Source organism: Roseibaca sp. Y0-43 (genome assembly GCF_020667835.1).
GTDB lineage: Bacteria > Pseudomonadota > Alphaproteobacteria > Rhodobacterales > Rhodobacteraceae > Roseinatronobacter.
Genome location: NZ_JAFMPR010000006.1, coordinates 159758 through 181292 on the forward strand (window position 1 = coordinate 159758; position 21535 = coordinate 181292).

The following is a 21535-nucleotide window of genomic DNA, read 5'->3' on the forward strand; positions in this document are numbered from 1 at the left end:
ATTTTGACAGTAGATAGCCCCTTGGGTTCGGCTTCAAGCGAAACCGGGGGCGCTGGTCCTCAACCTGGAGCGGTCATGCCCTCTGTCTGGGTCATATTGATGTTCATCGCGCAGGCGGCTTTCGTCGTGCGTGCGCTGCTGCGTCCGGGGCTGACGCCCTCGGCGCGGCTGGCATGGGTGACGATCATCCTCGCGCTGCCGGTGGTGGGCCTTGCGGCCTATGCACTGTTTGGCGAAATCCGCATGGCGCGCGCCCAGCGCGAACGTATCCGAGAGATTCGCAACCGCCTGAACGCCGCGCAGATCGGGCAAGGCGGCCCGCTCGTGCAGCCCAGCGGCCCCGCGCGGCCCGCCTTTGCCGCCGGGCACGCCACCAGCCAGTTCCCTCCCGTGGGCGGCAACCGGCTGACCCTGTTGCCCGAAGGCGATGCAATGATGGATGACATCATCGCGGCCATCGAGGCGGCACAGCACCATGTGCATGTGCTCTATTACATCTGGCTTCCCGATGACACCGGCACCCGCATGGCACAGGCGCTTTGCGCGGCGGCGCGGCGTGGGGTGGCCTGCCGTGTGCTGGTCGATGACCATGGCGCGCGGCGGATGATCCGCTCGGCCCTGTGGCGGCAGATGGGGGCGGCCGGTGTGGCGCTGGACCGTGCAGCACCCTTGGGCAACCCGCTGATAAGCCTGCTCTTCGGTCGCATCGACCTGCGCAATCACCGCAAGATCGTGGTCGTGGACAATCGCCTGTCATGGGTTGGCAGCCGCAATTGCGCCGATGCGGCCTTTGCCATCAAGCGGCGGTTCGCCCCATGGGTGGATATTCTGGTGCGGCTGGAAGGGCCGGTCGTGCGCCAGCAACAAGCCGTGTTCGTGCATGACTGGATGACCCACCACGCCGAAGACCTGAGCGCGGTCCTGACCGAACCGATGCCCCCCGATCCAAGCGGCACGGTGACGGCTCAGGTCATCTCGTCCGGGCCGGATGACGTGCAAACGACGCCCTCTGACGCGCTATGTGCCATGCTCTATGCAGCTACCGACCGGCTGGTGATGACGACGCCCTATTACGTCCCCGACCAGGCACTGCATGTGGCCATCTGCTCGGCGGCAGAGCGCGGGGTTGCGGTGGACCTTATTCTGCCCGCGCGCAATGACAGCGCCATCGTGGGCGCGGCCAGCGAAAGCCTGCTGCCCGAATTGCTGCACGCGGGCGTGCGCGTGCACCTGTTTCATCCCGGCCTGATCCATTCCAAGATCGTGACGGTGGACGGACAATTCGCCATGCTGGGCACGGCAAACCTGGACCATCGCAGCTTTGACCTGAACTATGAAAACTCGCTGCTGCTGGCCTGCCCCGATGTCACCGCCGAGCTGGATGCGCGACAGCAGACCTATATCGACAGGGCACATCCGATCACCCGCGCCGATGTGGCAGGCTGGCCGCTCTGGCGGCGGCTGCGCAACAACGTGATCGCGCTGGCGAGCCCGCTTTTGTAAGAAACCGCCCCCGCGTGGGAGGACGCGAAGGGCGGTCGGAGGTTTTGGAAGACATGGGCGCGCCGCTGGGAGACGGCGCACCCGGTAAGCACCTGCGCCTTATGGCAGCGCAGGAATTTCCACTTCGGGCATCTCGCCCGTCAGCGCATTCAGGAAGGCCACGATCGCGTCGTTCTCTTCCTCGGTGAATTCCTGACCCAGCATCTGCTCTGCCATCAGGTTCACCGCGTCGTGCAGGTTGTCGACTGACCCGTTGTTGAAATACGGATAGGTCACGGCCACGTTGCGCAGGGTCGGGGTGCGGAAGGCAAATTTGTCGGCCTCGTCGCCGGTGACAAGGAAGCGGCCCTCGTCCTTCGAGCTGGGCAACTCGAACCGGTAATAATTGCTGTCGGTAAAGGCCGGGCCGTTATGGCAGGCCACGCAACCGGCATCGACAAACAGCTTCATACCCTCGACCTGCTGGTCGGTCATGGCCTGCACATCGCCGCGCAGGAAGCGGTCCAGCGGCGAATTGGGCGTGTTCAGCGTGCGCTCGAAAGCGGCGATGGACAGGGCCACGTTCTCGGCGCGGATCGGGTCGGCGTCCTCCGGGAAAGCAGCGGCGAAATGCTGTTGGTAGACCTCGAATTCCTTCAGGCGCTGGATCGCTTCTTCCAGCGACATGTTCATTTCCACATCGGCCTGAATGGGGCCAAGCGACTGGCCTTCCAGATCAGGCTCGCGCCCATCCCAGAATTGCGCACCAAGAAAGCCCGAATTCAGAACGGTCGGCGTGTTGCGGTTGCCGACCTGGCCCGCATGGCCCACGGCGCGGTCGATCCGGTCGGTCCAACCCAGCGCGGGGTTGTGGCAGGTTGCGCAGCTAATCACGCCCGACGCGGAAATCCGCGGCTCGAAAAACAGCATCTGGCCCAGGTCGATCCGGGCCTGATCCATGCTGTTATCTGCCGGAATTGGCGGCAGGTAGGGTAGCGGCTCGAAGAAATCCATGTATTCGGCAATATCCTCGGCATGAACGGCAGTTGCGCCAAGCACCAGTGCAAGTGCCGTGGCACCAAGCCGGGGAAGAGTGCGGGGGGTCATGTTGGCCTCCATTAACGGTCATCTCCTGACGGTTCTGCGGCACCTGCCGCAAAACTTTCGCGCGTCTGAGATCACCATAATGTGAGGAGTCGTGAGCAGCCTTGACCCAGATCAAGTTTTAGAATGATTGTAAATCAATCAACTCTGATGCATCATTTCTCAGGGCTTTGGCGGCCATGGGCGGGTGGCATCCGCCGCGATCCAGGCCTGCACCCAATCGGGCAAATCGGGCGTAGGGCCGTCATATCCAAGCGCCTCCAGCACCTGCGCGGGCGGCACGATCCCCTTGGAGCTTGTGACGGCGGACCGGATCAGGATGTGGTTGGCGCAGTCCTCGCCTTTCCACATGGATTGCTCGGTGTAGATAAATCGCGCGTCCCAGCCGATGCAGCGGCTGCGCATCTCGAACCGCTCGAACGCGCGGATGCGCTTGCGGTAGCGCGTGGAATTGCCCGCAACCGTAATACCCCAGCCTTGCGCGCGCAGCACATCGCCCAGCCCGGTGCGCATGGCCATCGGGATGCGGCCCAGATCATACAGCGTCAGCGTGCGGCCATTGTTCAACTCGATCCACGGGTCCAGATCCCACGGCCAGCACCGATGGTGCGAGACATGCGTGTCTAGCAATCCCAAACGCGGGGCGTTGCGGTATTTCAGCATTTGGGCGGCAAAGCGCAGGATGGGATACATGGGCTGTCCTTTCAACGCCTTGCGTCGCGCGCTTGGGCGGCAGGGTCAAGCCCCGCCCCGACGTCATAGGCTGTGCAGACAGGTCAGGATCGCCGCGCCGAACCGGTCTAGGCGCGCGTCATCCATGCCCTTGATGCGGGCCAGCTCGCCCTCGGTGGCAGGCCGCCGCTCGGCAATCGCGCGCAGGGTCGCGGGCGAGAGCGTCAGCAGTTTGCCGGTGCCATCGTCGCCACGTTCCAACCCGCGCGCAAGCTCGGCCAATTCATCGAACAAGGCACCCGCCTCACGTCCGGCCAGCTTGCGGCGCTGGGGGTGTTGGGCGTCGGGCGTGGCCCCGGTGATAACGGCCAGAAATTCGGCCCCGTAGCGGTCCAGCTTCGTCGCCCCAACGCCAGAGATGCGCGCCATCGCGTCCATGCTGTCGGGGCGGGTTTCCGCCATCTCGATCAAGGTGCGGTCGGTGAAGATGACATAGGCAGGCACGCGCGCCGCTTCGGCCAATGCGCGGCGCTTGGCTTTCAACGCCGACAGAAGCGGCGCATCTTCGTCCGACACCAGCGCCTTGACCGCTGGCCCGTCGCGGGCGGTGGTGATCGTGTCCTCGCGCAAGGTGATCTCGGCCTCTCCGCGCAGGATGGGGCGGGCGGCTTCGGTCATGCGCAAGGCCCCGTGGCGCTCGGCATCCGGGCGCACCAGATCGCGCCCCATCATCTGGCGAAACACCGCCTGCCACTTGGCGCGGCTCAGCTCGCGCCCCACGGCGAAGGTGGGCAGGTGGTCATGCCCGCGTGCACGGACCTTTTCCGTGGCATTGCCGGTCAGAATGTCGACCAGATGACCCACGCCGAAACGCTCATCCGTGCGCAACATGGCCGACAGCGCCTTGCGCACGGGGGTTGTCGCGTCGAACAGCTTGACCGGCCGCGCACATAGATCGCAGTTGCCGCAGGGGTCCGACGCCTCGCCAAAATAGGATAGCAGCACTTGCCGGCGGCAGGCCGTGGCCTCTGCCAGCCCCAGAAGCGCGTTCAACCGCACATGGTCGGCTTCGCGCCGCTCGGGGGGGGCAAGGCTTTCGTCTATCTGCGCGCGGCGCAGGCGAATGTCGTCGGGGCCATATAGCGTGAAGGTGTCGGCGGGCGCGCCATCGCGCCCCGCGCGACCGATTTCCTGGTAATAAGCTTCGATGGATTTCGGCAAATCCGCATGCGCGACCCAGCGGATATCGGGCTTGTCTATCCCCATGCCGAACGCCACGGTCGCGACCACGATCAGGTCATCCTCGCGCTGGAACAACTCCTCGACGGCGCGGCGGGTGTCGGCCTCCATCCCGCCGTGATAGGCGCGGGCATTGTGGCCCGCGTCGCGCAGACCTTGGGCAAGCGCTTCGGTCCGGGCACGAGTGGCGCAATAAACGATGCCGGACTGCCCGCGCCGGGCGGCGGCATATGACAGGATTTGCTTGCGCGGGCTGTCCTTGACCGTGAAGTTCAGCGTGATGTTCGGACGATCGAAGCCGCGCAGAAAGATATTGGGGCTTCGCCCATCAAACAGCCGTTTCAGGATTTCGGCGCGGGTTTCCGCGTCGGCGGTGGCGGTAAACGCCGCCATCGGCACGTTCAGCGTGCGGCGCAAATCGCCAATGCGCAGGTAATCGGGGCGGAAATCATGGCCCCATTGGCTGACGCAATGCGCCTCGTCCACCGCGATCAGGGTGCAGCGCGCGCGGCGCAAAAGGTCCACCGTCCCCGACGACGCCAGCCGCTCTGGCGCGATATAGAGAAGCTTCAATTCCCGCCGGTCGATGGCATCAAATACCGCGTCGCGCTCTGCCTCGGTATTGCCGGATGTCAGCGCGCCCGCGGCCACGCCCAATTCCTGCAAGCCGCGGACTTGGTCGCGCATCAGCGCAATCAGGGGCGAGATGACGACCGTCAGCCCCTCGCGGCACAAGGCGGGCAGTTGGAAGCACAGCGACTTGCCGCCGCCCGTGGGCATCAGCGCAAGCGTGTCCTGCCCCGCCGCGACAGAGGCGACGATCTCGGCCTGACCGGGGCGAAACCCGTCAAAGCCGAAAACCTGTTTCAGGATCGCATGCGGGTCCGCCTCGTCAGAGGAAGATGGCTGCATTGTTGGTGATGACGATCTGAAGGGCATAGATGGCCAGCAGGGCCACCAGCGGCGCAAGGTCGATCCCGCCCAGATCGGGCAGGAACTGGCGAATGCGGCGATAGACGGGTTCGACCAGCCGGTTCATCCCGTCCCAGATCGACGCCACCATCGGCGAGCGCAGGCTGAGCACGTTGAAATTAATCAGCCAGCTCAGGATGATATGAATGATGATGATGAATTGCGCCACGTTCAGCACAAGCAAAAGTATCTGAAGGATCGACAGCATCTTGGGCCTTTTCGTGTTGGGTTGCCCAATATCTAAGGGCGGGCGCGGGCAAGGGCAACCATTTCGCCCATCTGGACACGGGCGGCACAATCGCTAGGTAAGGGGCAAGCCCAAACAGGACAGATTGACCGATGCTCGTTATCCTCTCGCCCGCCAAGAAACTGGACTGGACCGCCCGCCCCGATGCCACCACCCGCCCCGATTTTCAGGCGGATGCGGTGGCGCTGGCGGATGTGGCCAAGGATCTGGGCGCGCCGGGGCTGAAGAAGCTGATGCATATCAGCGACAAGCTGGCGGACCTGAACCTTGAACGGTTCGAGAATTTTGCGGCCGACCCGGAACCAGAGGCCACCCGCCCCGCCATCCACGCCTTTGCGGGCGACACCTATACGGGGCTGGACGCAAGGTCGCTGGATGCGGATGCGCTGGACTGGGCCAAGGGGCATCTGCGCATCCTGTCGGGCCTCTATGGCCTGCTGCGGCCCTTTGACGCGATGCAGCCCTACCGGCTGGAAATGGGCAGCCGTTTGGCGACGGAGCGCGGCAAATCGCTGTATGATTACTGGGGCGACCGTATTTCCATGGCTTTGAATGACGCGGCCAAGGATGCGGGGGCGGAAGTGATCGTCAATTGCGCCTCTCAGGAATATTTCGGCGCGGTGGATCTGGGTGCCCTGCGCCCGCGCGTGATTACGCCGCAATTTCTGGACAGCAAGGACGGGGCAGAGCCGAAGGTCATCAGCTTCTACGCCAAGAAAGCGCGCGGCGCGATGGCGCGGTTCATCCTTGAACGCCGCCTGACCGACCCGGCAGAGTTGCGCGAGTTCGACACGGGCGGCTACGCCTATGACCCAGAGCAATCGACCCCGGATCGCCCGGTTTTCCTGCGCGAGATTTGATGCAAGGGGCAAAGGGCAGTTGTTGCCACGCTGTTCAAGACGGCGTGACCCAAGCCGAACTCGCTTCACTATCGCCTTTGCTTTGCAGCATTTTGCCCCCATATCCCATTGGATAGTGCCTTAACGGCAATCAGTTTCATGCGGGCTTTCCGCGCATTACACGGAAAGACCGGCGCGACATGTTCGACCAACCCGAAAGACCGGACCAAATGGACCCCGCACGGAACGATTCCGCCAAGGCCATCGCCGCCGCCGACCCCCTTGCACACCGCCCGTTGCAGGAAATTCTGGACCGGTTGCGCGATGTGACCGACGCGCCCAAGGTCAGTTTCGCCGAGATCCTGCGCGCCATGGACCAAGGCGGTCAACCTGTGCTGCTGCTGATGCCGGCGCTTATCCTTGTCTCGCCGCTCAGTGGTATTCCGGGCCTGTCTTCGTTGGGCGGGCTGACGGTTGCCTTGATCGCGGCACAGATGCTTTTGGGGCGTGGCACGATCTGGCTGCCCGGTTTCATCCTGCGGCGCGAGTTTTCGACCGCGCGGCTGGAATGGTCCATTTCCAAGCTGGATGGCGCCGCCGCCTTTATCGACCGCAAGACCGTCACGCGGGCGGAATGGGTATTCGGATTTCCGGGGCGTCAGTTGCTTTTGCTGATCTGCATGGTCTGCGGGCTTATCATGCCCTTCTTCGAGCTGATCCCCTTCTCGGCCACGTCGCTGGCGATTGTCATCAGCCTGATGGCCAGCGCGCTTTTGGTCCGCGACGGGCTGATCGCCGGGCTGGGGTTGGGCGGCCTTGCCGCTGCCGGGCTGCTGATTGCGAAACTGGCCGCGACCTGAGCGGGCGCGGCCAGTTCCCTATTCCGCCGCGCGCAGCGGCAGTTCGGGTTGCAGATCGGGCGCAGGGCGCAGCGGTGGCAGGCCCGCATCCCAGATCAGTTCGGTATCGCGAATGCCCGACAGCTTCTTCTCCAGCGCCCGGTCCCGCCGCGCGGCGCTGCCACGCTTCGAAAGCAGCCAGCGCAGGCCCAGCGCGCCGCGATAGGCGCCCTTCTCGATCCAGACACGCAGCGCCAGCAACGCGGGCGTCAGCAAAAGCGTCAGGATGGTCGCCACGCCAAGGCCGAACACCACGGCGGTGGCCAATTGCTTCCACCACAGCGCCGTCGGGCTGTCGACGCTGTAGCCGCCATTGGCGAAATCAAGGCTGATCCCCAGCATCATCGGGGTCAGGCCGGCCATGGTGGTGATGGTAGTCATCAACACCGGGCGGATGCGCGCCTCGACCGTGCGGATGATCGCTTCAATCCGGGGCATGATCTTGGCATAGCTTTGGAAGGTGTCGATCAACACGATGTTGTTGTTCACCACGATCCCCGCAAGCGCCACGATGCCCGTCCCCGTCATGATGACAGAGAAGGTCTGCTCCATCACCAGCATCCCGATCAGCACACCCGCGCTGGACAGCACCACCGCAAGAAGCACCAGAACCGAGTTATAGAAGCTGTTGAACTGCGTCAGCAGGATGACGAACATCAGGCCCAGCGCCGCGCCGAAGGCATACATCAGGAAAGACTGGCTTTCCTGCTGGTCCTGCTGCTCGCCCGTCCATTCCCAGCCAATGCCAGGGGGCAGTTCGGCCTCGGTTTGCAGCCAGTCCGTCAGCGTCTCGATCCGCTCGGTCGCGGTAATGGGCACCACACGCCAGCCGTTTTCCTCGATCTCGGCCACGGTTTGCAGGGCAAGCTGGTGGGCCTCGGACCCCGGTTCGTTTTCATCCGGGTGGGTTTCGGCCCGCGTGACCACGCGCACCACGTTGCCATCGGCATCGACAAGCTGTTCCAGGTTCGGACGCACATCGGCCTTCACGTCGAAATAGCGCTGTTGGTCCATCCGGTCGATGCGCGAGCGGCTGGCAACCGTTTCGGTCGTCACGAAATTCGACAGCGGCACCAGCCCGTAATTGGTCTGCACGCGCAGCGTTTCGAGGGTGGACAACAAGCGGTCGCTTTCAGGCAGACGCACGCGGATGTCGATTTCCTCTTCCGAGGTGTCGACGCGCATCGTGTCCAACAACAACCCACGGGTTACAAGCTGAACCATGCCGCCGATGGTTTGCACATCGGCCCCGAAACGGCCCGCGATTTCGGTATCGACATTGATCTGCCAGTCGATGCCGGGCACCGGGCGCGTATCTTCCAGGTCGAACAGGCCGGGAAGGTCGGCGAATTTCGCGCGCACCATATCGACCGCGCTTTCCAGCGTGTCGAAATCCTGCCCCGTCAGGCGCAGATGCACAGGCTTCGCACCCGCAGGCCCGCCCGCCTGGATGAGCGTTTCAGCATAGATACCGGGGATCTGCGACAAGCGGTCCTGCATCCGCTCGACAATGCGTGAGCCGGCCATGTCCGGGTCATCGGTGCGCAGCTGCCAGCTGGTCAGTTCGAACTGCACTTGGCCCACGGCATCGGTGGGCGCACTTGTGCCGCCGGTATTGGTGTTCAGACCGCCATCGCCCGCGAAGGCAAAGACAGATTCCACGCCATCGGTGCTCAGCGCCACCTGTTCGGCTTGCCGCACCAGCGCGTCTTTCTCGTCCAGCGACAGGTTGCCGCGCGCACGGACATAGATGATGCCCTGCTCGGGTTCGGTTTCGACAAAGAACTCGACCCCGCGATTATTCGCGCCGTAATATTGGAACACCGCCATAACGAAGGCCACCACGGCAACGACCGTCACAACCGGCATGACCGGGTTGCCGACGATGAACCGCATGATCCAGCCGGTCAGGCCATAGCGGCGCTTTGCGTCGATGGTCTTGGGCGCGCGGCGAATGGCCAAAGCGCCAAAGGTGATAGAAATGCCGACCGCCGACAATGTCATCAGCACCGTACCGGGCACCAGTTGCATGGCAGATTGCGCGGGTGCCGTGCCGCCGGACAAATAGCCGGGGTTTAGCATTAGCATACCGCCCAGCCACAGCCCGACCATTGGCAAAACCGCCAAACCGGCACGCACCACAAGCGGGAAGCGGCGCAGCGCGTCCGACATCTGGCCCACGCGGCGGGCCATGCGGCCCGTGACACCGCCCATGACCGGCAGGAACACCAATGCCACGATCAGCGACGCGGTCAGAACGAAGATCAGCGTGACCGGCAGCATCCCCATGAACTCGCCCGCGACACCGGGCCAGAACAGCATGGGCAGGAAAGCGCAAAGCGTTGTCGCGGTCGAGGCGATGACCGGCCAGAACATGCGCTGCGCGGCACGGACATAGGATTGCATCGGCCCGTCGCCCGCCGCAATGCGCTTGTCGGCATATTCGGTCACAACGACCGCGCCATCGACCAGCACACCCACGGCCAGAATAAGCCCGAACATCACGATATTCGACACCGCGACGCCCATGATACCCAACAGGATGAAGCACAAAAGGAACGAGGCCGGGATCGCAAAGCCCACAAGCAGTGCCGAGCGCGTGCCAAGCGCGCCCAGAACCACGATCATCACCAGCGCGATGGCGGTCAGAACCGACCCTTCCAGCTGGCGCACCATCTCGTCCACCTGCACCGACTGGTCCAGCGCGGTGGTGATGTGGATGGAATTGCGCAGCTGCGTGTCCCAGCTGTCCTGTTCCAGCGCGATTGCCTCGCGCACGGCGGCGACCGTGTCGATCGCGTTGAAGCCTTTGCGCTTGACCACCTGAATAGCAAGGTTGTCTTCGCCGTTGAACCGCGCTGTGCCCTCGCGGTCGGCGAAGGTCAGACGGATCTCAGCCAAATCGCCCAAGGTCACGACCGCGTCGCCATTAACCTTGATCGGCAGCTTGTAAATGTCCTGCGTCGTCTCGAAGGTGGACGGCACGGTGACGGAAAACGCCCCGCTTGTGGTTTCGACCTGTCCCGCCGCAACAAGCTGGTTGTTCGCGCCCACCGCCTGAATCAACTCGCCCGCGGTGACGTTGTAGGCTTCCAGCCGCAGAGGATCGACCAGCACCTCGACCATCTCGTCGCGGGCGCCGGCGATTTCGGCTTCCAGAACGGAATCCAGCGCCTCTATCCGGGTTTGCAGGCTGCGCGTGGCGCTTAGCAGCGTGCGTTCGGACACGTCGCCAGACAGCGCCACGATCACGATGGGAAATTCGGAGAAGTTGATTTCGGTGATGGTGTAATTCTGCGCGCCGCTTGGAAATTGCGCTTCGGCGCGGGTCATGGCGTCGCGGATGTCGGCCATGGTCTCAGATTTATTCCAGCCGAATTCGAATTCCAGCACCGCCGCGCCGATGCCATCGGCGGAAAACGCGCCAAGGCTTTTCAGCCCGTCCAGCCCCGCCAGTTCGGTTTCCATCGGTTTGACGATGGCATCCTCGGAATCAATCGCGTTGATGCCGGGGAAGGGCACGGTGATGATAACGGCGGGCACCTCGATATCCGGCTCGCCCTCTTTGGGCAGGCCGAAATAGGCAGCGGCCCCGGCCCCCAGCGTCATCACGACAAGGGCAAGGACCATCCGCGCATGGGTCGCGGCCCAGTTGACGATGCCGATCATTGCGCAGGCTCCTCGGCAGAGGGCGCATCCTCGCGCCATGTGACGTCAACGACCGCACCTTCGCGAGTAAATTCCTGACCGACGATGATCGCGCCGATCTCATTGGGCAGCCCGGCCAGCCAGATGCCTTGGTCGGTGTCGCGCAGCACGGTGGCGGGGGCGAAGCTGACATGGCCCGCGTCATCGACCAGGCGCAGGCCCAGCGCGCCCGCGTCGTTCAATGTCAGCGCAGAGGCCGGAATCAAATGTCCCTCGCGCCCTTCGGCGGTAATCATGATGTCGGCGCTCTGCCCGTCGCGGATGCTGTTGTCGGGGTTCGGCACGGTCACTTCCACGCGGAAGGTGCGGGTTTGGGGGTCGGCAGAGCGGGCGATGAACGTCACCTGCCCCATCACCTCGCGCCCGCCAGCCAGCCGTGCGCCCGCAGGCGCGCCCTCGGCCAGACGCGCGACCTGCAATTCGGTCGCAAAGCCCACCAGCTTCATCGGGTCCAGCTGGATCAGCGTCGCGCATAGCCCGCCGGGCTGCAACAGGCTGCCAAGCTCTGCCGTGTCGGATTCCAGCAGGCCGTCAAAGGGCGCGTGCATCACCAGCCGCGCCATATCCTCGACCGCGCGGTCCAGCCCGGCTTGTGCCGCCTGAAGCGCGGCACGGGCGCTGGCAAGCCGGGTTTCCGGGGCGAAACCGCCCTCGCGCAAGCCTTCGGCGGCGCGGAAATTGATCTCGGCCTCGGCCAGACGGGCGCGGGCCTCGTCCAAGGCGGCTTGGCGCACGCCGGGCGACACTTCGCAGAGCGGATCGCCCGCAGCCACCTGCGCCCCCCGGCGCAGTGGTTCGGAAATGACTAGGCCAGAGGTTTCCGACCGCACCTCTACCGCGCGCGGCGCTTCGGTGCGCCCGCGCAGGATGACGGTGCTGTCAACCGACTGAGCGACCGAGCGCATGGCCACCACCTTGACGCGCGGCTGCGCGGTTTCGTCTTCGGTTTGGGCGCTGGCCTCGGTAACCACACCGGCAAAGCTAAGAAGCGCCGAGCGCTCCATCACGAGCATATAGAGGGCGACAACCACGGTCAGGGCCGTAATCAAGGGGAAAATGCGCATCGCGTCCTCTTGGTTCAAAGTCAAGTCGCGTATATAAGCCCAATACGCTAAACTGACCAGTTCAGATTTCTTTTCGTCCAAAAGAATTTCTGCGCCTGCGCAATAATCCGGCGCGCGCGGCACGGCCCGGCTGCGGCTTGCAGGGCTTGGCAATACCCCCCGCTTCACGCTAAGAGTGCCCAAGTTTCAAATGATAGGGGCCGAAGGTGAGCAATACCGACAGATTCTTCGAGGAAGTCACCGAAGAGCTTCGGCGCGACCGGGCCATGGATGCCTTGCGCAAATACGGCTGGATCGCGGTTCTGGCGGTGCTGCTGATCGTGGGCGGCACGGCATGGAACGAATGGCGCAAGGCCAGCGCGCAGGCCGAGGCCGAAGCCTTTGGCGAAGCCGTGCTCTCGGCACTGGAAAACAACGACAGTGATGCCCGTATCGCCGCCCTTGGCGAGATTGACGCCACCGGCCCGCAACAGGGCGTGCTGCAATTGCTGCGCGCAGGCGAATTGCTGGAAACCGACCTGGCCGCCGCGCTGGATGCGTTCCAAGCCGCCGCCGAAGATAACAGCCTGCCCGACGCTTACCGCCAATTGGCCGCGCTGAAGCGCGTGATGGCCGGTCAGGGCACCTTGCCGCTGGCAGAGCGCCAGACCGTGGTCGCAGGCCTTGCCCAGCCCGGCCAGCCCTTCCGCCCGCTGGCGCTGGAGCAAAGCGCCCTTTTGGCGCTGGAAGCAGGCGAGGCGGAAAGAGCGATTGAAATCATGCAGGATTTGCTGGCACAGTCTGATGTGTCCGAAGCGCTGCGCCAGCGCGTAACGCAACTTCTTATCAGCCTTGGGGCTGAAACCGGCGCCGCGTGACGCGCGGGCATAGCGAGATAGGAGCCTAAGGTGAGACTCTGGACTTCCGCAACTTTGCTTGCCATGGCGCTCGCCGTGTCCGGCTGTAACCGCGAATTCATCCTCGAAGGTGAGCGCTTTCCGCTGCGCGCGCCTTTCTCGGAAGACGCGGGCGAACCGCCAGCCAGCCGCGCCGAACCGATCCGCTTGCCCGGCACGCAGGTCAACGCCTCTTGGACGCACCGTCTGGGCACCCCCAACACGCGCATCGCGCACCCCGCGCTGAACGCCGTGCCCGTGCAGCAATGGGCGGCCAGCATCGGCCAGGGCGACGGGCGTCGCCATCGCATCACGGCCGAACCCGTGGCGGCGAATGGCATCATCTTCACGCTGGACAGCCGCGCGCTTGTGACCGCCACCAACACCGCCGGCGCAACCGTCTGGACGCGCGACCTGACGCCCAGTGCCACGCGCAGCGCCGACAGCGCTTCGGGCGGCGGTCTGGCCCTGTCGGATGGGCGTTTGTATGTCACTTCTGCCTTCGGCACGCTGACGGTGCTGGATGCCGCCAGCGGTCAGACCGTCTGGACCAAAACCTTCGACGCCCCTGTCACCGCGCCTCCCACCATCGCGGGCGATCGGGTGTATGTCGTGGCCTCTGACAGCACCGCATGGTCGCTAGAGACCCGCGACGGCAAGACGGACTGGGTGTTGCCCGGCACGCCGTCCACGGCTTCTATGGTCGGTGGCGCGGCCCCGGCGGTTGCGGGCGCGCTGGTCCTGTTCCCGACCCCGGCGGGCGAGCTGATCGCCGCACGGCGCGACACCGGCATGATCGAATGGCGCACCAATATCGCGGGCACGCGTCTGGGCGTGGCCTATGCCGCGATCAAGGACATCACTGGCGACCCGGTCATCGACGGCGGGCGCGTGTTCATCGGCAACCAGTCAGGCCGTGTCATGGCGCTGGATCTGGACGATGGGCGCAAGCTCTGGACCGCCGAAGAAGCAGCCTATGGCCCGGTCTGGCCCGTGGGCGGATCGGTCTTCCTGATGTCGGACCGCAACCGCCTTGTGCGGCTGGACGCGTCCACCGGCGAATTCATCTGGGGCCAGCCGATGCCGCTGCACACCGAAACGCGCGAGCGCAAGCGGGCAGAGATTTATGCCCATTTCGGCCCGCTTTTGGCCGGTGGGCAACTGATCGTTGCTTCCAGCGACGGTATGCTGCGCGGGTTTGATCCGGCCAATGGCGCGCTGCGGATGCAGGCGGAACTGCCCAGCGGCGCCGCCAGCGCGCCCATCGCGGTCGGCGGCTCTCTTTACGTTGTGTCGCGTGATGGCAGCTTGCTGGCCTATCGCTAAGGATTGGTCTATAGGCTGCGCGATCTGATTGGCCCCGCCCGCAGCGGGGCCGTTCTTCGTTTTGTCCCCGGAGGGGTTTATGAGCTTCACCCTTGCCATCATCGGCCGCCCGAATGTCGGCAAATCGACCCTGTTCAACCGGCTGGTCGGCAAACGGCTGGCGCTGGTCGATGACCAGCCCGGCGTCACCCGCGACCTGCGCGAAGGCGCGGCCAAGCTGGGCGATTTGCGCTTCACCGTGATCGACACCGCCGGTCTGGAAGACGCGACCGATGACAGCCTGCAAGGCCGGATGCGCCGCCTGACAGAGCGCGCGGTCGATATGGCCGATGTCTGCCTGTTCCTGATCGACGCGCGCGCGGGCGTGACCGCCAGCGACGAAGGCTTGGCCGAAATCCTGCGCAAGCGCGGGCGCAACGTGATTCTGGGGGCCAACAAGGCAGAGGGCCGCGCGGGTGATCCCGGCGTGCTGGACGCCTACGGGCTGGGCTTGGGCGAGCCGTTGCGCCTGTCCGCCGAACATGGCGAGGGGATGGACGAGCTGTATCACATGCTGCGCCCCCTCGCCGAAGGCTTCGAGGAACGCGCCGAGGCCGAAGCGCCAAGCGTCGATCTGGATGTGTCCGACGACACCGATGCGCCCGACCACACGCCGACCGCCGCGAAACCCTTGCAGGTGGCGGTGATCGGGCGGCCGAATGCTGGCAAATCCACGCTGATTAACAAGATCCTTGGCGAGGACCGTCTTCTGACCGGGCCAGAGGCCGGGATCACCCGCGATTCGATCTCTCTGACGCTGGACTGGATGGGCACGCCCACCCGCATTTTCGATACCGCCGGGATGCGCAAAAAGGCCCGCGTCACCGACAAGGTCGAAAAACTGTCGGTCGCCGATGGCCTGCGCGCCGTGCGCTTCGCCGAGGTGGTGGTCGTCCTGCTGGACGCCGCCATTCCGTTCGAATCCCAAGACCTGCGCATCGCGGATTTCGCCGAAACCGAGGGCCGCGCCGTGGTCGTCGCGGTGAACAAGTGGGATCTGGAAGACGAAAAGCAGGAAAAGCTGAAAGAGCTGCGCTACAAGTTCGAAAAGCTGCTGCCCCAGTTGCGGGGCGCGCCGATGGTCACGGTCTCGGCCAAGACCGGCAAAGGGCTGGACCGCCTGCACGCCGCCGTGCTGCGCGCCCATGACATCTGGAACCGCCGCATCGGCACCGCCAAGCTGAACCAATGGCTGGAAGCGATGGTCATCGCGCACCCGCCCCCCGCGCCGGGCGGCAAGCGCATCAAGCTGCGCTACATGACGCAGGCCAAGACCCGCCCGCCGGGCTTCGTTGTCATGTGCTCGCACCCGGAAGAGCTGCCCGCCGCCTATACCCGCTACCTTGTGAACGGGCTGCGTGACAGTTTCGACATACCGGGCACGCCGATTCGCATGTTCATGCGCTCGCAATCCGACAAGAACCCCTACAAGGGGCGCAAGAAGGCAGCCCCTTCGAAGCTGCGCAAACATCTGGAAGGGCGGCGGGACAGCTAGGTCAGCCTGTCAGGCCGCCATTCATAGACCACGTCCTGCACCCCTTCCTCGTTTTCAGAGCCATCGCGGAACGCCACCGGGCGAAACCCGTGGCCCTCGTAGAAAGCGCGCGCGCCGTAATTCTGGCGGAAGGTGACTAGACGCAATTCGCGCGGGCTCAGCCGCTTGGCATGGACCATAAGCGCGCCGCCGATGCCTTTGCGGCGCAGATCGGCGCGCAGGTAAAGCTGGTCAATCTCGCAAGTGTCGAGCGTCAGAAACCCGCAAAGCGCCCGCGCGCGCCGCGCCACCCAGGTGGTGTCGCGCGATAGCAGGGTGTCGCGCATCCAGTCCTGCGTTTCACGGGTCGAATAGGTTGATTGCAGGAAGGGCAAGGCCTGACGCCGTGTTTCAACGTAAAGCTCTGCAATCTCTGCGACATCAGAGACGCGAGCATGTTCGATTGTCAGATCGTCGGTCATGGCACAGGCAACTCCACCGCATCGACGCGGGTCAGAACCTGCGTCACATCCAGATCATAGGCAGCCGCGCGGACCTGCATCTCATGCAGCGCGATCCAGCCATCGGGGTCCAGCCAGTAACGCAGGAACATCTGCGCATCTTGCTGGCTGTTGGCAATATAGCGCCCCTCGACCAGTTGATACGCCACACCATCGCGCGTGTCGGCGCGGCAGGCCACGTCATACCGTGTTTCCGCCTCGCGGCGCAGCGTATCGCGCGCGGCCTCGCGTTGCTCGGGCGTGAAACGGCCAATCTCGGACCAGGTCTGCCCGCCATCGCCAGAGGAATACATCACCTCGCCGCGCTGCATGGACCATGGCAGGGATGCGGGGTCCACCGCCTCGCTCAGCCAATCGCCGGACCCATCCGCGCTGTGGCGCGTGACCGTGGGCGCGGCCCCGTTGAAGCTTTGCGTCAACTCTATGACGACCGGCACTTCCGGGTTTCCGTCCAGCATCAGGCGCAGGAACTGCGCATCGCACTCGTCAGCCTGCGCCACGGGCGCGGCAAGGATCAGCAGGGCGGCAAGGATGCGGGTCATGGCAGCACTCCTGCGACCAGCCTAGCGCACCGCCCGATTCGCAGCAACGGCGGCGGAGTTTACGTGTCGGCGCGCAAAACCGCGTCCATCAGCGGGCTCTGCGGGTCTTCAAGCGCCGCGATCACGTCGAAATGGTGCCGCGCCCCGTCCACGACCAGATCTGTGCCCGGCCATGCCTCGCGGATCAGCGCGGCCTGACGCAGGAATTCCGGGCGCTCGTTCCCGCCCACCCAAGCGGTCAGATGCGTGCCCGCGCGCGGCTTGAGCAGCGCAGGGCTTTCGCTGTGCGCCATTGCGTCGGTTAGCCCAAGGATCTGGTTCATGCGGGTTTCCAGCAAGGGCCGCAGGTCATGCAGGCCAGAGATGGACACAGCCCGCTCGGTCCCCGCCGGCATATCGGCACACAGCATCCGCGCGACCAGATGCCCCCCCGCCGAATGCCCCGCCAAGCGCAACGGCCCCGCAACGTGGCCCCGTGCGGCCACAATGGCGCGGGCAATCTGCGCCGTCATCTGCGCCAGACTGCCCTCAGGTGCCAGCGTGTAGCTTGGTATCGCCATGGCCCAGCCCCGCGCGATGGCCCCTTGCGCCAGATGCGACCATGTGGATTTGTCAAAGGCCTTCCAATAACCGCCATGCACGAAGACGACCAAACCTTCGGGCACGCCATCTGGCAGGAATAGGTCGAACCTCTCGCGCGGGGCCTGGCCATAAGGCAGGTCCAGCCGCGCGCGGGCGGTGGCGCGAAAAGCGGCGGCGCAGGCCTGCCAGCGGGCCGGATAACTTGCGCCATCAGGGATATATGCCCCGTTCTCGAACGCCGCGTCCCAGTCGATCGGCTGTGTCATATCCCCTCCATCCGGTCGCGTGACGGCGCGTGTTCAGATAGCTTCCTCGCGACTTGGGTAGCGCGCGCGACGCGACGCTTCAAGCCGGCAAGCATCTGGTAACTTTTGCGCGCTAAGGTGTCTGCACGGCGGCCCGTGAAAGGACAGCACATGCAAATGACGGTTGGCGAAGCAAGCGGCGCGCTTGTGATCGAACTATGCGAAACGCGGCTTGATGCGGCCGTGGCCATCCGCTTCAAGGACGCGATTCGCTCGGCGACCACACATCCCGGCAGCCCTGTGATCCTGAATCTCAGCAAGGTCGAATTCATGGATAGCAGCGGTCTGGGTGCGATCGTGGGGGCGATGAAATTGCTCGGGCCAGAGCGCCCTCTGGAAATTGCGGCGCTCTCGCCCGGCGTGCGCAAGGTCTTTCGCCTGACGCGGATGGACACCGTGTTCCGCATTCACGATTGCCCGCCTGTCGCCCAAGCGCTGCCCGCCACAGGCTGACATCATGCCCGATGACACGGACAAGACGGCTGAAACCGTCGCATCTAACAGGACCGGGACGCCCGGAACGCCGGCGCGGCAAGGCGGGTTGGGCTTCAGCCGGCTTGCAACCCAGTGCCGCAGTTCGCTGACAGAGGTGCGCGCGCTTTTGCAAAGGGTCGACGCCTATCTGTGCGCAACCCACGCACCCGACGATTGGCGCGAGGACATGAATATCATCCTGGCAGAGGTTCTTTCGAACATAGCGCGGCACGGCTACGCGCATGAGCAGGGGCTGATAGAGCTGGAAATCCAAATGGGGGTCGACCAGCTTGACTGCTGCGTATCCGACCATGGCCGCGCCTTCGACCCCGACATCATGGGCCGTGGCGCCCCGGAACCCACGTTGCTGCGCGAAGGCGGGTACGGCTGGTTCCTGATCCGAAGCCTTGCACATGGATTGACCTATCAGCGCGCGAATGGCGTCAATTGCCTGACATTCCATGTGCCGGTCGGCCACAGGGCGGCTGTGGCCACACCCTAGCCTGACACTGCGCACGAACCGCGAAACGGTCAGTTCATCTCGATCTGCAAAGGGTAGCGCCCGTTGCGAAACTCGCCGAACAGCTCCGGCAGGTCCGGATGCTCTACCGGTTCGCCCGATTCGTCGGGCAGCAGGTTCTGCTCGGACACATAGGCGACATAGAAGCTGTCCTCATTCTCGGCCAGCAGATGGTAAAACGGCTGATCCTTGCTGGGGCGGCTGTCTTCGGGGATGGCGCGATACCAATCCTCTGTGTTGGCGAATTTCGGGTCGACATCGAAAATCACCCCGCGAAACGGGTGTTTCCTATGCCGAACCACCTGACCCAGATGGTATTTTGCCCAAGTTCTTTCCATGCACACCTCTGCGGCACAGGTAACGTAACACTACCACAAGAGTCCATGCCATGCGCCCGGTTTCGCAGAAACAGTTTGTGACTGCGGGCGTGACAAATCCCGCTGCGCGGAAACGCCGCGAGACAGGGGCGCGAAACAATATTGCGCAAATGGTCAGTTTGGCGCATTGCAACGACACGTCATCATGTTACAAGCGCAAGGTGAAACGCGTGCAGCTAGTCCATTCGCGCGCGCCGTCAATGACAGAGGAGCACTCATGACCAATGTAGTTATCGTTTCCGCGGCCCGCACGGCTGTCGGCTCGTTCGGCGGCGCTTTCGCCAACACCCCCGCGCATGATCTGGGCGCGGCGATCCTGGAAGCCGTGGTCGCCCGCGCGGGCATCGACAAGGCCGAAGTGTCGGAAACCATTCTGGGCCAGGTGCTGACCGCCGGTCAGGGCCAGAACCCCGCCCGCCAGGCGCATGTCAATGCCGGCCTGCCCATCGAATCGGCCGCTTGGTCGATCAACCAGGTCTGCGGCTCTGGCTTGCGGGCGGTGGCGCTTGGCGCGCAGCACATCATGCTGGGCGATGCCGCCATCGTGCTGGCCGGCGGTCAGGAAAACATGACCCTTTCGCCCCACTGCGCCCATCTGCGCGCAGGCACGAAAATGGGCGACATGAAGATGATCGACACCATGATCAAGGACGGGCTGTGGGACGCGTTCAACGGCTACCACATGGGCCAGACCGCCGAGAATGTCGCCGAGAAGTGGCAGATCAGCCGCGACGAGCAGGACGCCTTCGCCGTCGCCAGCCAGAACAAGGCCGAAGCCGCGCAGAAGGCGGGCAAGTTCAAGGATGAAATCGCGCCCTTCACTGTCAAGACCCGCAAGGGCGACATCGTGGTCGATAGCGACGAATACATCCGCCACGGCGCGACCATGGAAGCCATGCAAAAGCTGCGCCCGGCTTTCACCAAGGACGGCTCTGTCACTGCCGCGAACGCCTCTGGCCTGAACGATGGCGCGGCCGCCGTCATGCTGATGAGCGCGGAAGAGGCCGAGAAGCGCGGCCTGACGCCGCTCGCGCGCATTGCCAGCTACGCGACCGCCGGTCTGGACCCGTCGATCATGGGCGTCGGCCCCATCCATGCCAGCCGCAAGGCGCTGGAAAAGGCCGGTTGGAAGCCCGAGGATCTGGACCTGATCGAGGCCAACGAAGCCTTCGCCGCCCAAGCTTGCGCCGTGAACAAGGACATGGGCTGGGATCCGGCCAAGGTGAACGTGAATGGCGGCGCCATCGCCATCGGCCACCCCATCGGCGCATCGGGCTGCCGCATCCTGAACACTCTGCTGTTCGAAATGCAGCGCTCGGACGCGAAAAAGGGTCTGGCCACGCTGTGCATCGGCGGCGGCATGGGTGTGGCAATGTGCCTCGAACGCTAAGGCGCTTTGGCGTGCGCAATATTCTTGCGCACGCATCGCTAGTTCGTTACCAGAAATTGCACAGCACATAAACCTAGAGAGGGGGACATCATGGCTAGAGTGGCATTGGTCACAGGTGGATCGCGCGGCATTGGCGCGGCGATTTCCAAGGAACTGAAAGACAAGGGCTACACCGTTGCGGCAACCTATGCCGGCAATGACGAAGCGGCAGCGGCCTTTACCGCCGAAACCGGCATCAAGACCTACAAGTGGAACGCCGCCGATTACGACGCATCCAAAGCCGGGATCGCGCAGGTCGAAGCTGACCTTGGCCCGATCGACATCGTGGTGGCGAATGCGGGTATCACCCGTGACGCGCCCTTCCACAAGATGACGCCAGAGCAGTGGAAAGAGGTGATCGACACCAACCTGACCGGCGTGTTCAACACCGTGCACCCGATCTGGTCGGGGATGCGCGAGCGCAAGTTCGGGCGCGTGGTCGTTATCAGCTCTATCAACGGGCAGAAGGGCCAGTTCGGCCAGGTGAACTATGCCGCGACCAAGGCGGGCGATCTGGGCATCGTGAAGTCGCTGGCGCAGGAAGGCGCACGCTTCAACATCACCGCGAACGCGGTCTGCCCCGGCTATATCGCGACCGAAATGGTCATGGCCGTGCCGGAAAAGGTGCGCGAATCGATCATCGCGGGCATCCCGGCGGGTCGTCTGGGCGAACCCGAGGAAATCGCGCGCTGCGTGTCCTTCCTTGTGTCGGATGACGCGGGCTTCGTGAACGGCTCGACCATCAGCGCGAACGGCGCGCAGTTCTTCGTCTAAGCCGATCGCACCGCAAAGCTCAGGCCCGATGGCACATCCCGCTGTCGGGCCTTTTTCATGCGAAAAGGCCA

The 21535-nt window shown here is 64.2% G+C and carries 20 protein-coding genes; 10 read left to right on the top strand and 10 right to left on the bottom strand.

Features of this window, described 5'->3' with window-relative positions; all coding sequences use genetic code 11:
- Positions 1-75 precede the first annotated feature (75 nt).
- Entirely contained in the window at positions 76-1503 is a 1428-nt protein-coding gene (gene cls, locus J1C52_RS09645; RefSeq protein ID WP_227427724.1) for a cardiolipin synthase, read from the top strand.
- Positions 1504-1602: 99 nt separating this feature from the next.
- Here cls and J1C52_RS09650 read toward each other — a convergent pair whose 3' ends face one another.
- The 4 genes from J1C52_RS09650 to J1C52_RS09665 all read right to left on the bottom strand — a co-directional run bounded on the left by J1C52_RS09650 (position 1603) and on the right by J1C52_RS09665 (position 5677).
- Positions 1603-2589 carry a cytochrome-c peroxidase gene (locus J1C52_RS09650; RefSeq protein ID WP_227427725.1) on the bottom strand — a complete coding sequence of 329 codons (987 nt, stop codon included), beginning with the start codon at positions 2587-2589 and terminating at the stop codon, positions 1603-1605.
- A 159-nt stretch (positions 2590-2748) separates the two neighbouring features.
- Positions 2749-3279: an acyl-CoA thioesterase gene (locus tag J1C52_RS09655; protein WP_227427726.1), complete on the bottom strand. Its 531-nt coding sequence runs from the start codon at positions 3277-3279 to the stop codon at positions 2749-2751.
- A 63-nt stretch (positions 3280-3342) separates the two neighbouring features.
- On the bottom strand, positions 3343-5409 hold the full coding sequence (gene recQ, locus J1C52_RS09660) for a DNA helicase RecQ (protein ID WP_227427727.1): 2067 nt from the start codon (positions 5407-5409) through the stop codon (positions 3343-3345).
- Positions 5390-5677, bottom strand: coding sequence for a YggT family protein (locus J1C52_RS09665; RefSeq protein ID WP_227427728.1), 288 nt, complete (start codon positions 5675-5677; stop codon positions 5390-5392). Before J1C52_RS09665 ends, recQ begins: the two co-directional genes overlap by 20 nt.
- Before the next feature lie 131 nt (positions 5678-5808).
- On the opposite strand from J1C52_RS09665, the gene yaaA reads away from it, so the two are divergent.
- Both yaaA and J1C52_RS09675 read left to right on the top strand, forming a co-directional pair.
- A complete protein-coding gene (gene yaaA, locus J1C52_RS09670; protein ID WP_227427729.1) occupies positions 5809-6576 on the top strand; it encodes a peroxide stress protein YaaA in 768 nt (255 codons plus the stop codon).
- A gap of 209 nt (positions 6577-6785) precedes the next feature.
- A complete protein-coding gene (locus J1C52_RS09675; protein ID WP_227427730.1) occupies positions 6786-7415 on the top strand; it encodes an exopolysaccharide biosynthesis protein in 630 nt (209 codons plus the stop codon).
- Between the two features lie 18 nt (positions 7416-7433).
- On the opposite strand, the gene J1C52_RS09680 is transcribed toward J1C52_RS09675, so the two are convergent.
- Positions 7434-11123, bottom strand: a complete 3690-nt coding sequence (locus tag J1C52_RS09680) for an efflux RND transporter permease subunit (RefSeq protein ID WP_227427731.1) — start codon at positions 11121-11123, stop codon at positions 7434-7436.
- A complete protein-coding gene (locus J1C52_RS09685) occupies positions 11120-12226 on the bottom strand; it encodes an efflux RND transporter periplasmic adaptor subunit (protein WP_227427732.1) in 1107 nt (368 codons plus the stop codon). Before J1C52_RS09685 ends, J1C52_RS09680 begins: the two co-directional genes overlap by 4 nt.
- A 206-nt stretch (positions 12227-12432) precedes the next feature.
- On the opposite strand from J1C52_RS09685, the gene J1C52_RS09690 reads away from it, so the two are divergent.
- The 3 genes from J1C52_RS09690 to der all read left to right on the top strand — a co-directional run bounded on the left by J1C52_RS09690 (position 12433) and on the right by der (position 15961).
- A complete protein-coding gene (locus J1C52_RS09690) occupies positions 12433-13083 on the top strand; it encodes a hypothetical protein (protein ID WP_227427733.1) in 651 nt (216 codons plus the stop codon).
- A 30-nt stretch (positions 13084-13113) separates the two neighbouring features.
- Entirely contained in the window at positions 13114-14427 is a 1314-nt protein-coding gene (locus tag J1C52_RS09695) for a PQQ-binding-like beta-propeller repeat protein (RefSeq protein WP_227427734.1), read from the top strand.
- A gap of 79 nt (positions 14428-14506) precedes the next feature.
- On the top strand, positions 14507-15961 hold the full coding sequence (der, locus tag J1C52_RS09700; RefSeq protein ID WP_227427735.1) for a ribosome biogenesis GTPase Der: 1455 nt from the start codon (positions 14507-14509) through the stop codon (positions 15959-15961).
- Here der and J1C52_RS09705 read toward each other — a convergent pair.
- From J1C52_RS09705 to J1C52_RS09715, 3 genes are read right to left on the bottom strand one after another with little or no spacing between them, the layout of a single operon-like run.
- A complete protein-coding gene (locus J1C52_RS09705) occupies positions 15958-16422 on the bottom strand; it encodes a GNAT family N-acetyltransferase (protein WP_227427736.1) in 465 nt (154 codons plus the stop codon). The two genes, der and J1C52_RS09705, sit on opposite strands and share 4 nt — an antisense overlap.
- Positions 16419-17003 carry a hypothetical protein gene (locus J1C52_RS09710; protein WP_227427737.1) on the bottom strand — a complete coding sequence of 195 codons (585 nt, stop codon included), beginning with the start codon at positions 17001-17003 and terminating at the stop codon, positions 16419-16421. Before J1C52_RS09710 ends, J1C52_RS09705 begins: the two co-directional genes overlap by 4 nt.
- Before the next feature lie 59 nt (positions 17004-17062).
- Positions 17063-17851, bottom strand: a complete 789-nt coding sequence (locus J1C52_RS09715) for an alpha/beta hydrolase (protein ID WP_227427738.1) — start codon at positions 17849-17851, stop codon at positions 17063-17065.
- A gap of 150 nt (positions 17852-18001) precedes the next feature.
- Here J1C52_RS09715 and J1C52_RS09720 point away from each other — a divergent pair, with 150 nt between their 5' ends.
- Both J1C52_RS09720 and J1C52_RS09725 read left to right on the top strand, forming a co-directional pair.
- Positions 18002-18343 (top strand): STAS domain-containing protein, encoded by a 342-nt coding sequence (locus J1C52_RS09720; RefSeq protein WP_227427739.1) that lies wholly within the window; start codon positions 18002-18004, stop codon positions 18341-18343.
- A gap of 4 nt (positions 18344-18347) precedes the next feature.
- A complete protein-coding gene (locus tag J1C52_RS09725) occupies positions 18348-18866 on the top strand; it encodes an ATP-binding protein (protein WP_227427740.1) in 519 nt (172 codons plus the stop codon).
- A 29-nt stretch (positions 18867-18895) separates the two neighbouring features.
- Here the strand turns inward: J1C52_RS09725 and hspQ are convergent, their stop codons facing one another.
- On the bottom strand, positions 18896-19222 hold the full coding sequence (gene hspQ, locus J1C52_RS09730; RefSeq protein ID WP_227427741.1) for a heat shock protein HspQ: 327 nt from the start codon (positions 19220-19222) through the stop codon (positions 18896-18898).
- 256 nt (positions 19223-19478) lie between these two features.
- Between hspQ and J1C52_RS09735 the strand changes: the two genes are divergently transcribed.
- Together J1C52_RS09735 and phbB are read left to right on the top strand one after the other, a co-directional pair.
- A complete protein-coding gene (locus J1C52_RS09735; protein ID WP_227427742.1) occupies positions 19479-20651 on the top strand; it encodes an acetyl-CoA C-acetyltransferase in 1173 nt (390 codons plus the stop codon).
- Positions 20652-20741: 90 nt separating this feature from the next.
- A complete protein-coding gene (phbB, locus tag J1C52_RS09740) occupies positions 20742-21464 on the top strand; it encodes an acetoacetyl-CoA reductase (RefSeq protein WP_227427743.1) in 723 nt (240 codons plus the stop codon).
- The last annotated feature ends 71 nt before the right edge of the window (positions 21465-21535 follow it).

Bases quoted from the DNA above. Each gene is read 5' to 3' on its own strand.
- cls (WP_227427724.1), top strand. From the start codon at position 76: ATGCCCTCTGTCTGGGTCATATTGATGTTCATCGCGCAGGCGGCTTTC.
- J1C52_RS09650 (WP_227427725.1), bottom strand. From the start codon at position 2,589: ATGACCCCCCGCACTCTTCCCCGGCTTGGTGCCACGGCACTTGCACTG.
- J1C52_RS09655 (WP_227427726.1), bottom strand. From the start codon at position 3,279: ATGTATCCCATCCTGCGCTTTGCCGCCCAAATGCTGAAATACCGCAAC.
- recQ (WP_227427727.1), bottom strand. From the start codon at position 5,409: ATGCAGCCATCTTCCTCTGACGAGGCGGACCCGCATGCGATCCTGAAA.
- J1C52_RS09665 (WP_227427728.1), bottom strand. From the start codon at position 5,677: ATGCTGTCGATCCTTCAGATACTTTTGCTTGTGCTGAACGTGGCGCAA.
- yaaA (WP_227427729.1), top strand. From the start codon at position 5,809: ATGCTCGTTATCCTCTCGCCCGCCAAGAAACTGGACTGGACCGCCCGC.
- J1C52_RS09675 (WP_227427730.1), top strand. From the start codon at position 6,786: ATGGACCCCGCACGGAACGATTCCGCCAAGGCCATCGCCGCCGCCGAC.
- J1C52_RS09680 (WP_227427731.1), bottom strand. From the start codon at position 11,123: ATGATCGGCATCGTCAACTGGGCCGCGACCCATGCGCGGATGGTCCTT.
- J1C52_RS09685 (WP_227427732.1), bottom strand. From the start codon at position 12,226: ATGCGCATTTTCCCCTTGATTACGGCCCTGACCGTGGTTGTCGCCCTC.
- der (WP_227427735.1), top strand. From the start codon at position 14,507: ATGAGCTTCACCCTTGCCATCATCGGCCGCCCGAATGTCGGCAAATCG.
- J1C52_RS09705 (WP_227427736.1), bottom strand. From the start codon at position 16,422: ATGACCGACGATCTGACAATCGAACATGCTCGCGTCTCTGATGTCGCA.
- J1C52_RS09710 (WP_227427737.1), bottom strand. From the start codon at position 17,003: ATGACCCGCATCCTTGCCGCCCTGCTGATCCTTGCCGCGCCCGTGGCG.
- J1C52_RS09715 (WP_227427738.1), bottom strand. From the start codon at position 17,851: ATGACACAGCCGATCGACTGGGACGCGGCGTTCGAGAACGGGGCATAT.
- J1C52_RS09720 (WP_227427739.1), top strand. From the start codon at position 18,002: ATGCAAATGACGGTTGGCGAAGCAAGCGGCGCGCTTGTGATCGAACTA.
- J1C52_RS09725 (WP_227427740.1), top strand. From the start codon at position 18,348: ATGCCCGATGACACGGACAAGACGGCTGAAACCGTCGCATCTAACAGG.
- hspQ (WP_227427741.1), bottom strand. From the start codon at position 19,222: ATGGAAAGAACTTGGGCAAAATACCATCTGGGTCAGGTGGTTCGGCAT.
- J1C52_RS09735 (WP_227427742.1), top strand. From the start codon at position 19,479: ATGACCAATGTAGTTATCGTTTCCGCGGCCCGCACGGCTGTCGGCTCG.
- phbB (WP_227427743.1), top strand. From the start codon at position 20,742: ATGGCTAGAGTGGCATTGGTCACAGGTGGATCGCGCGGCATTGGCGCG.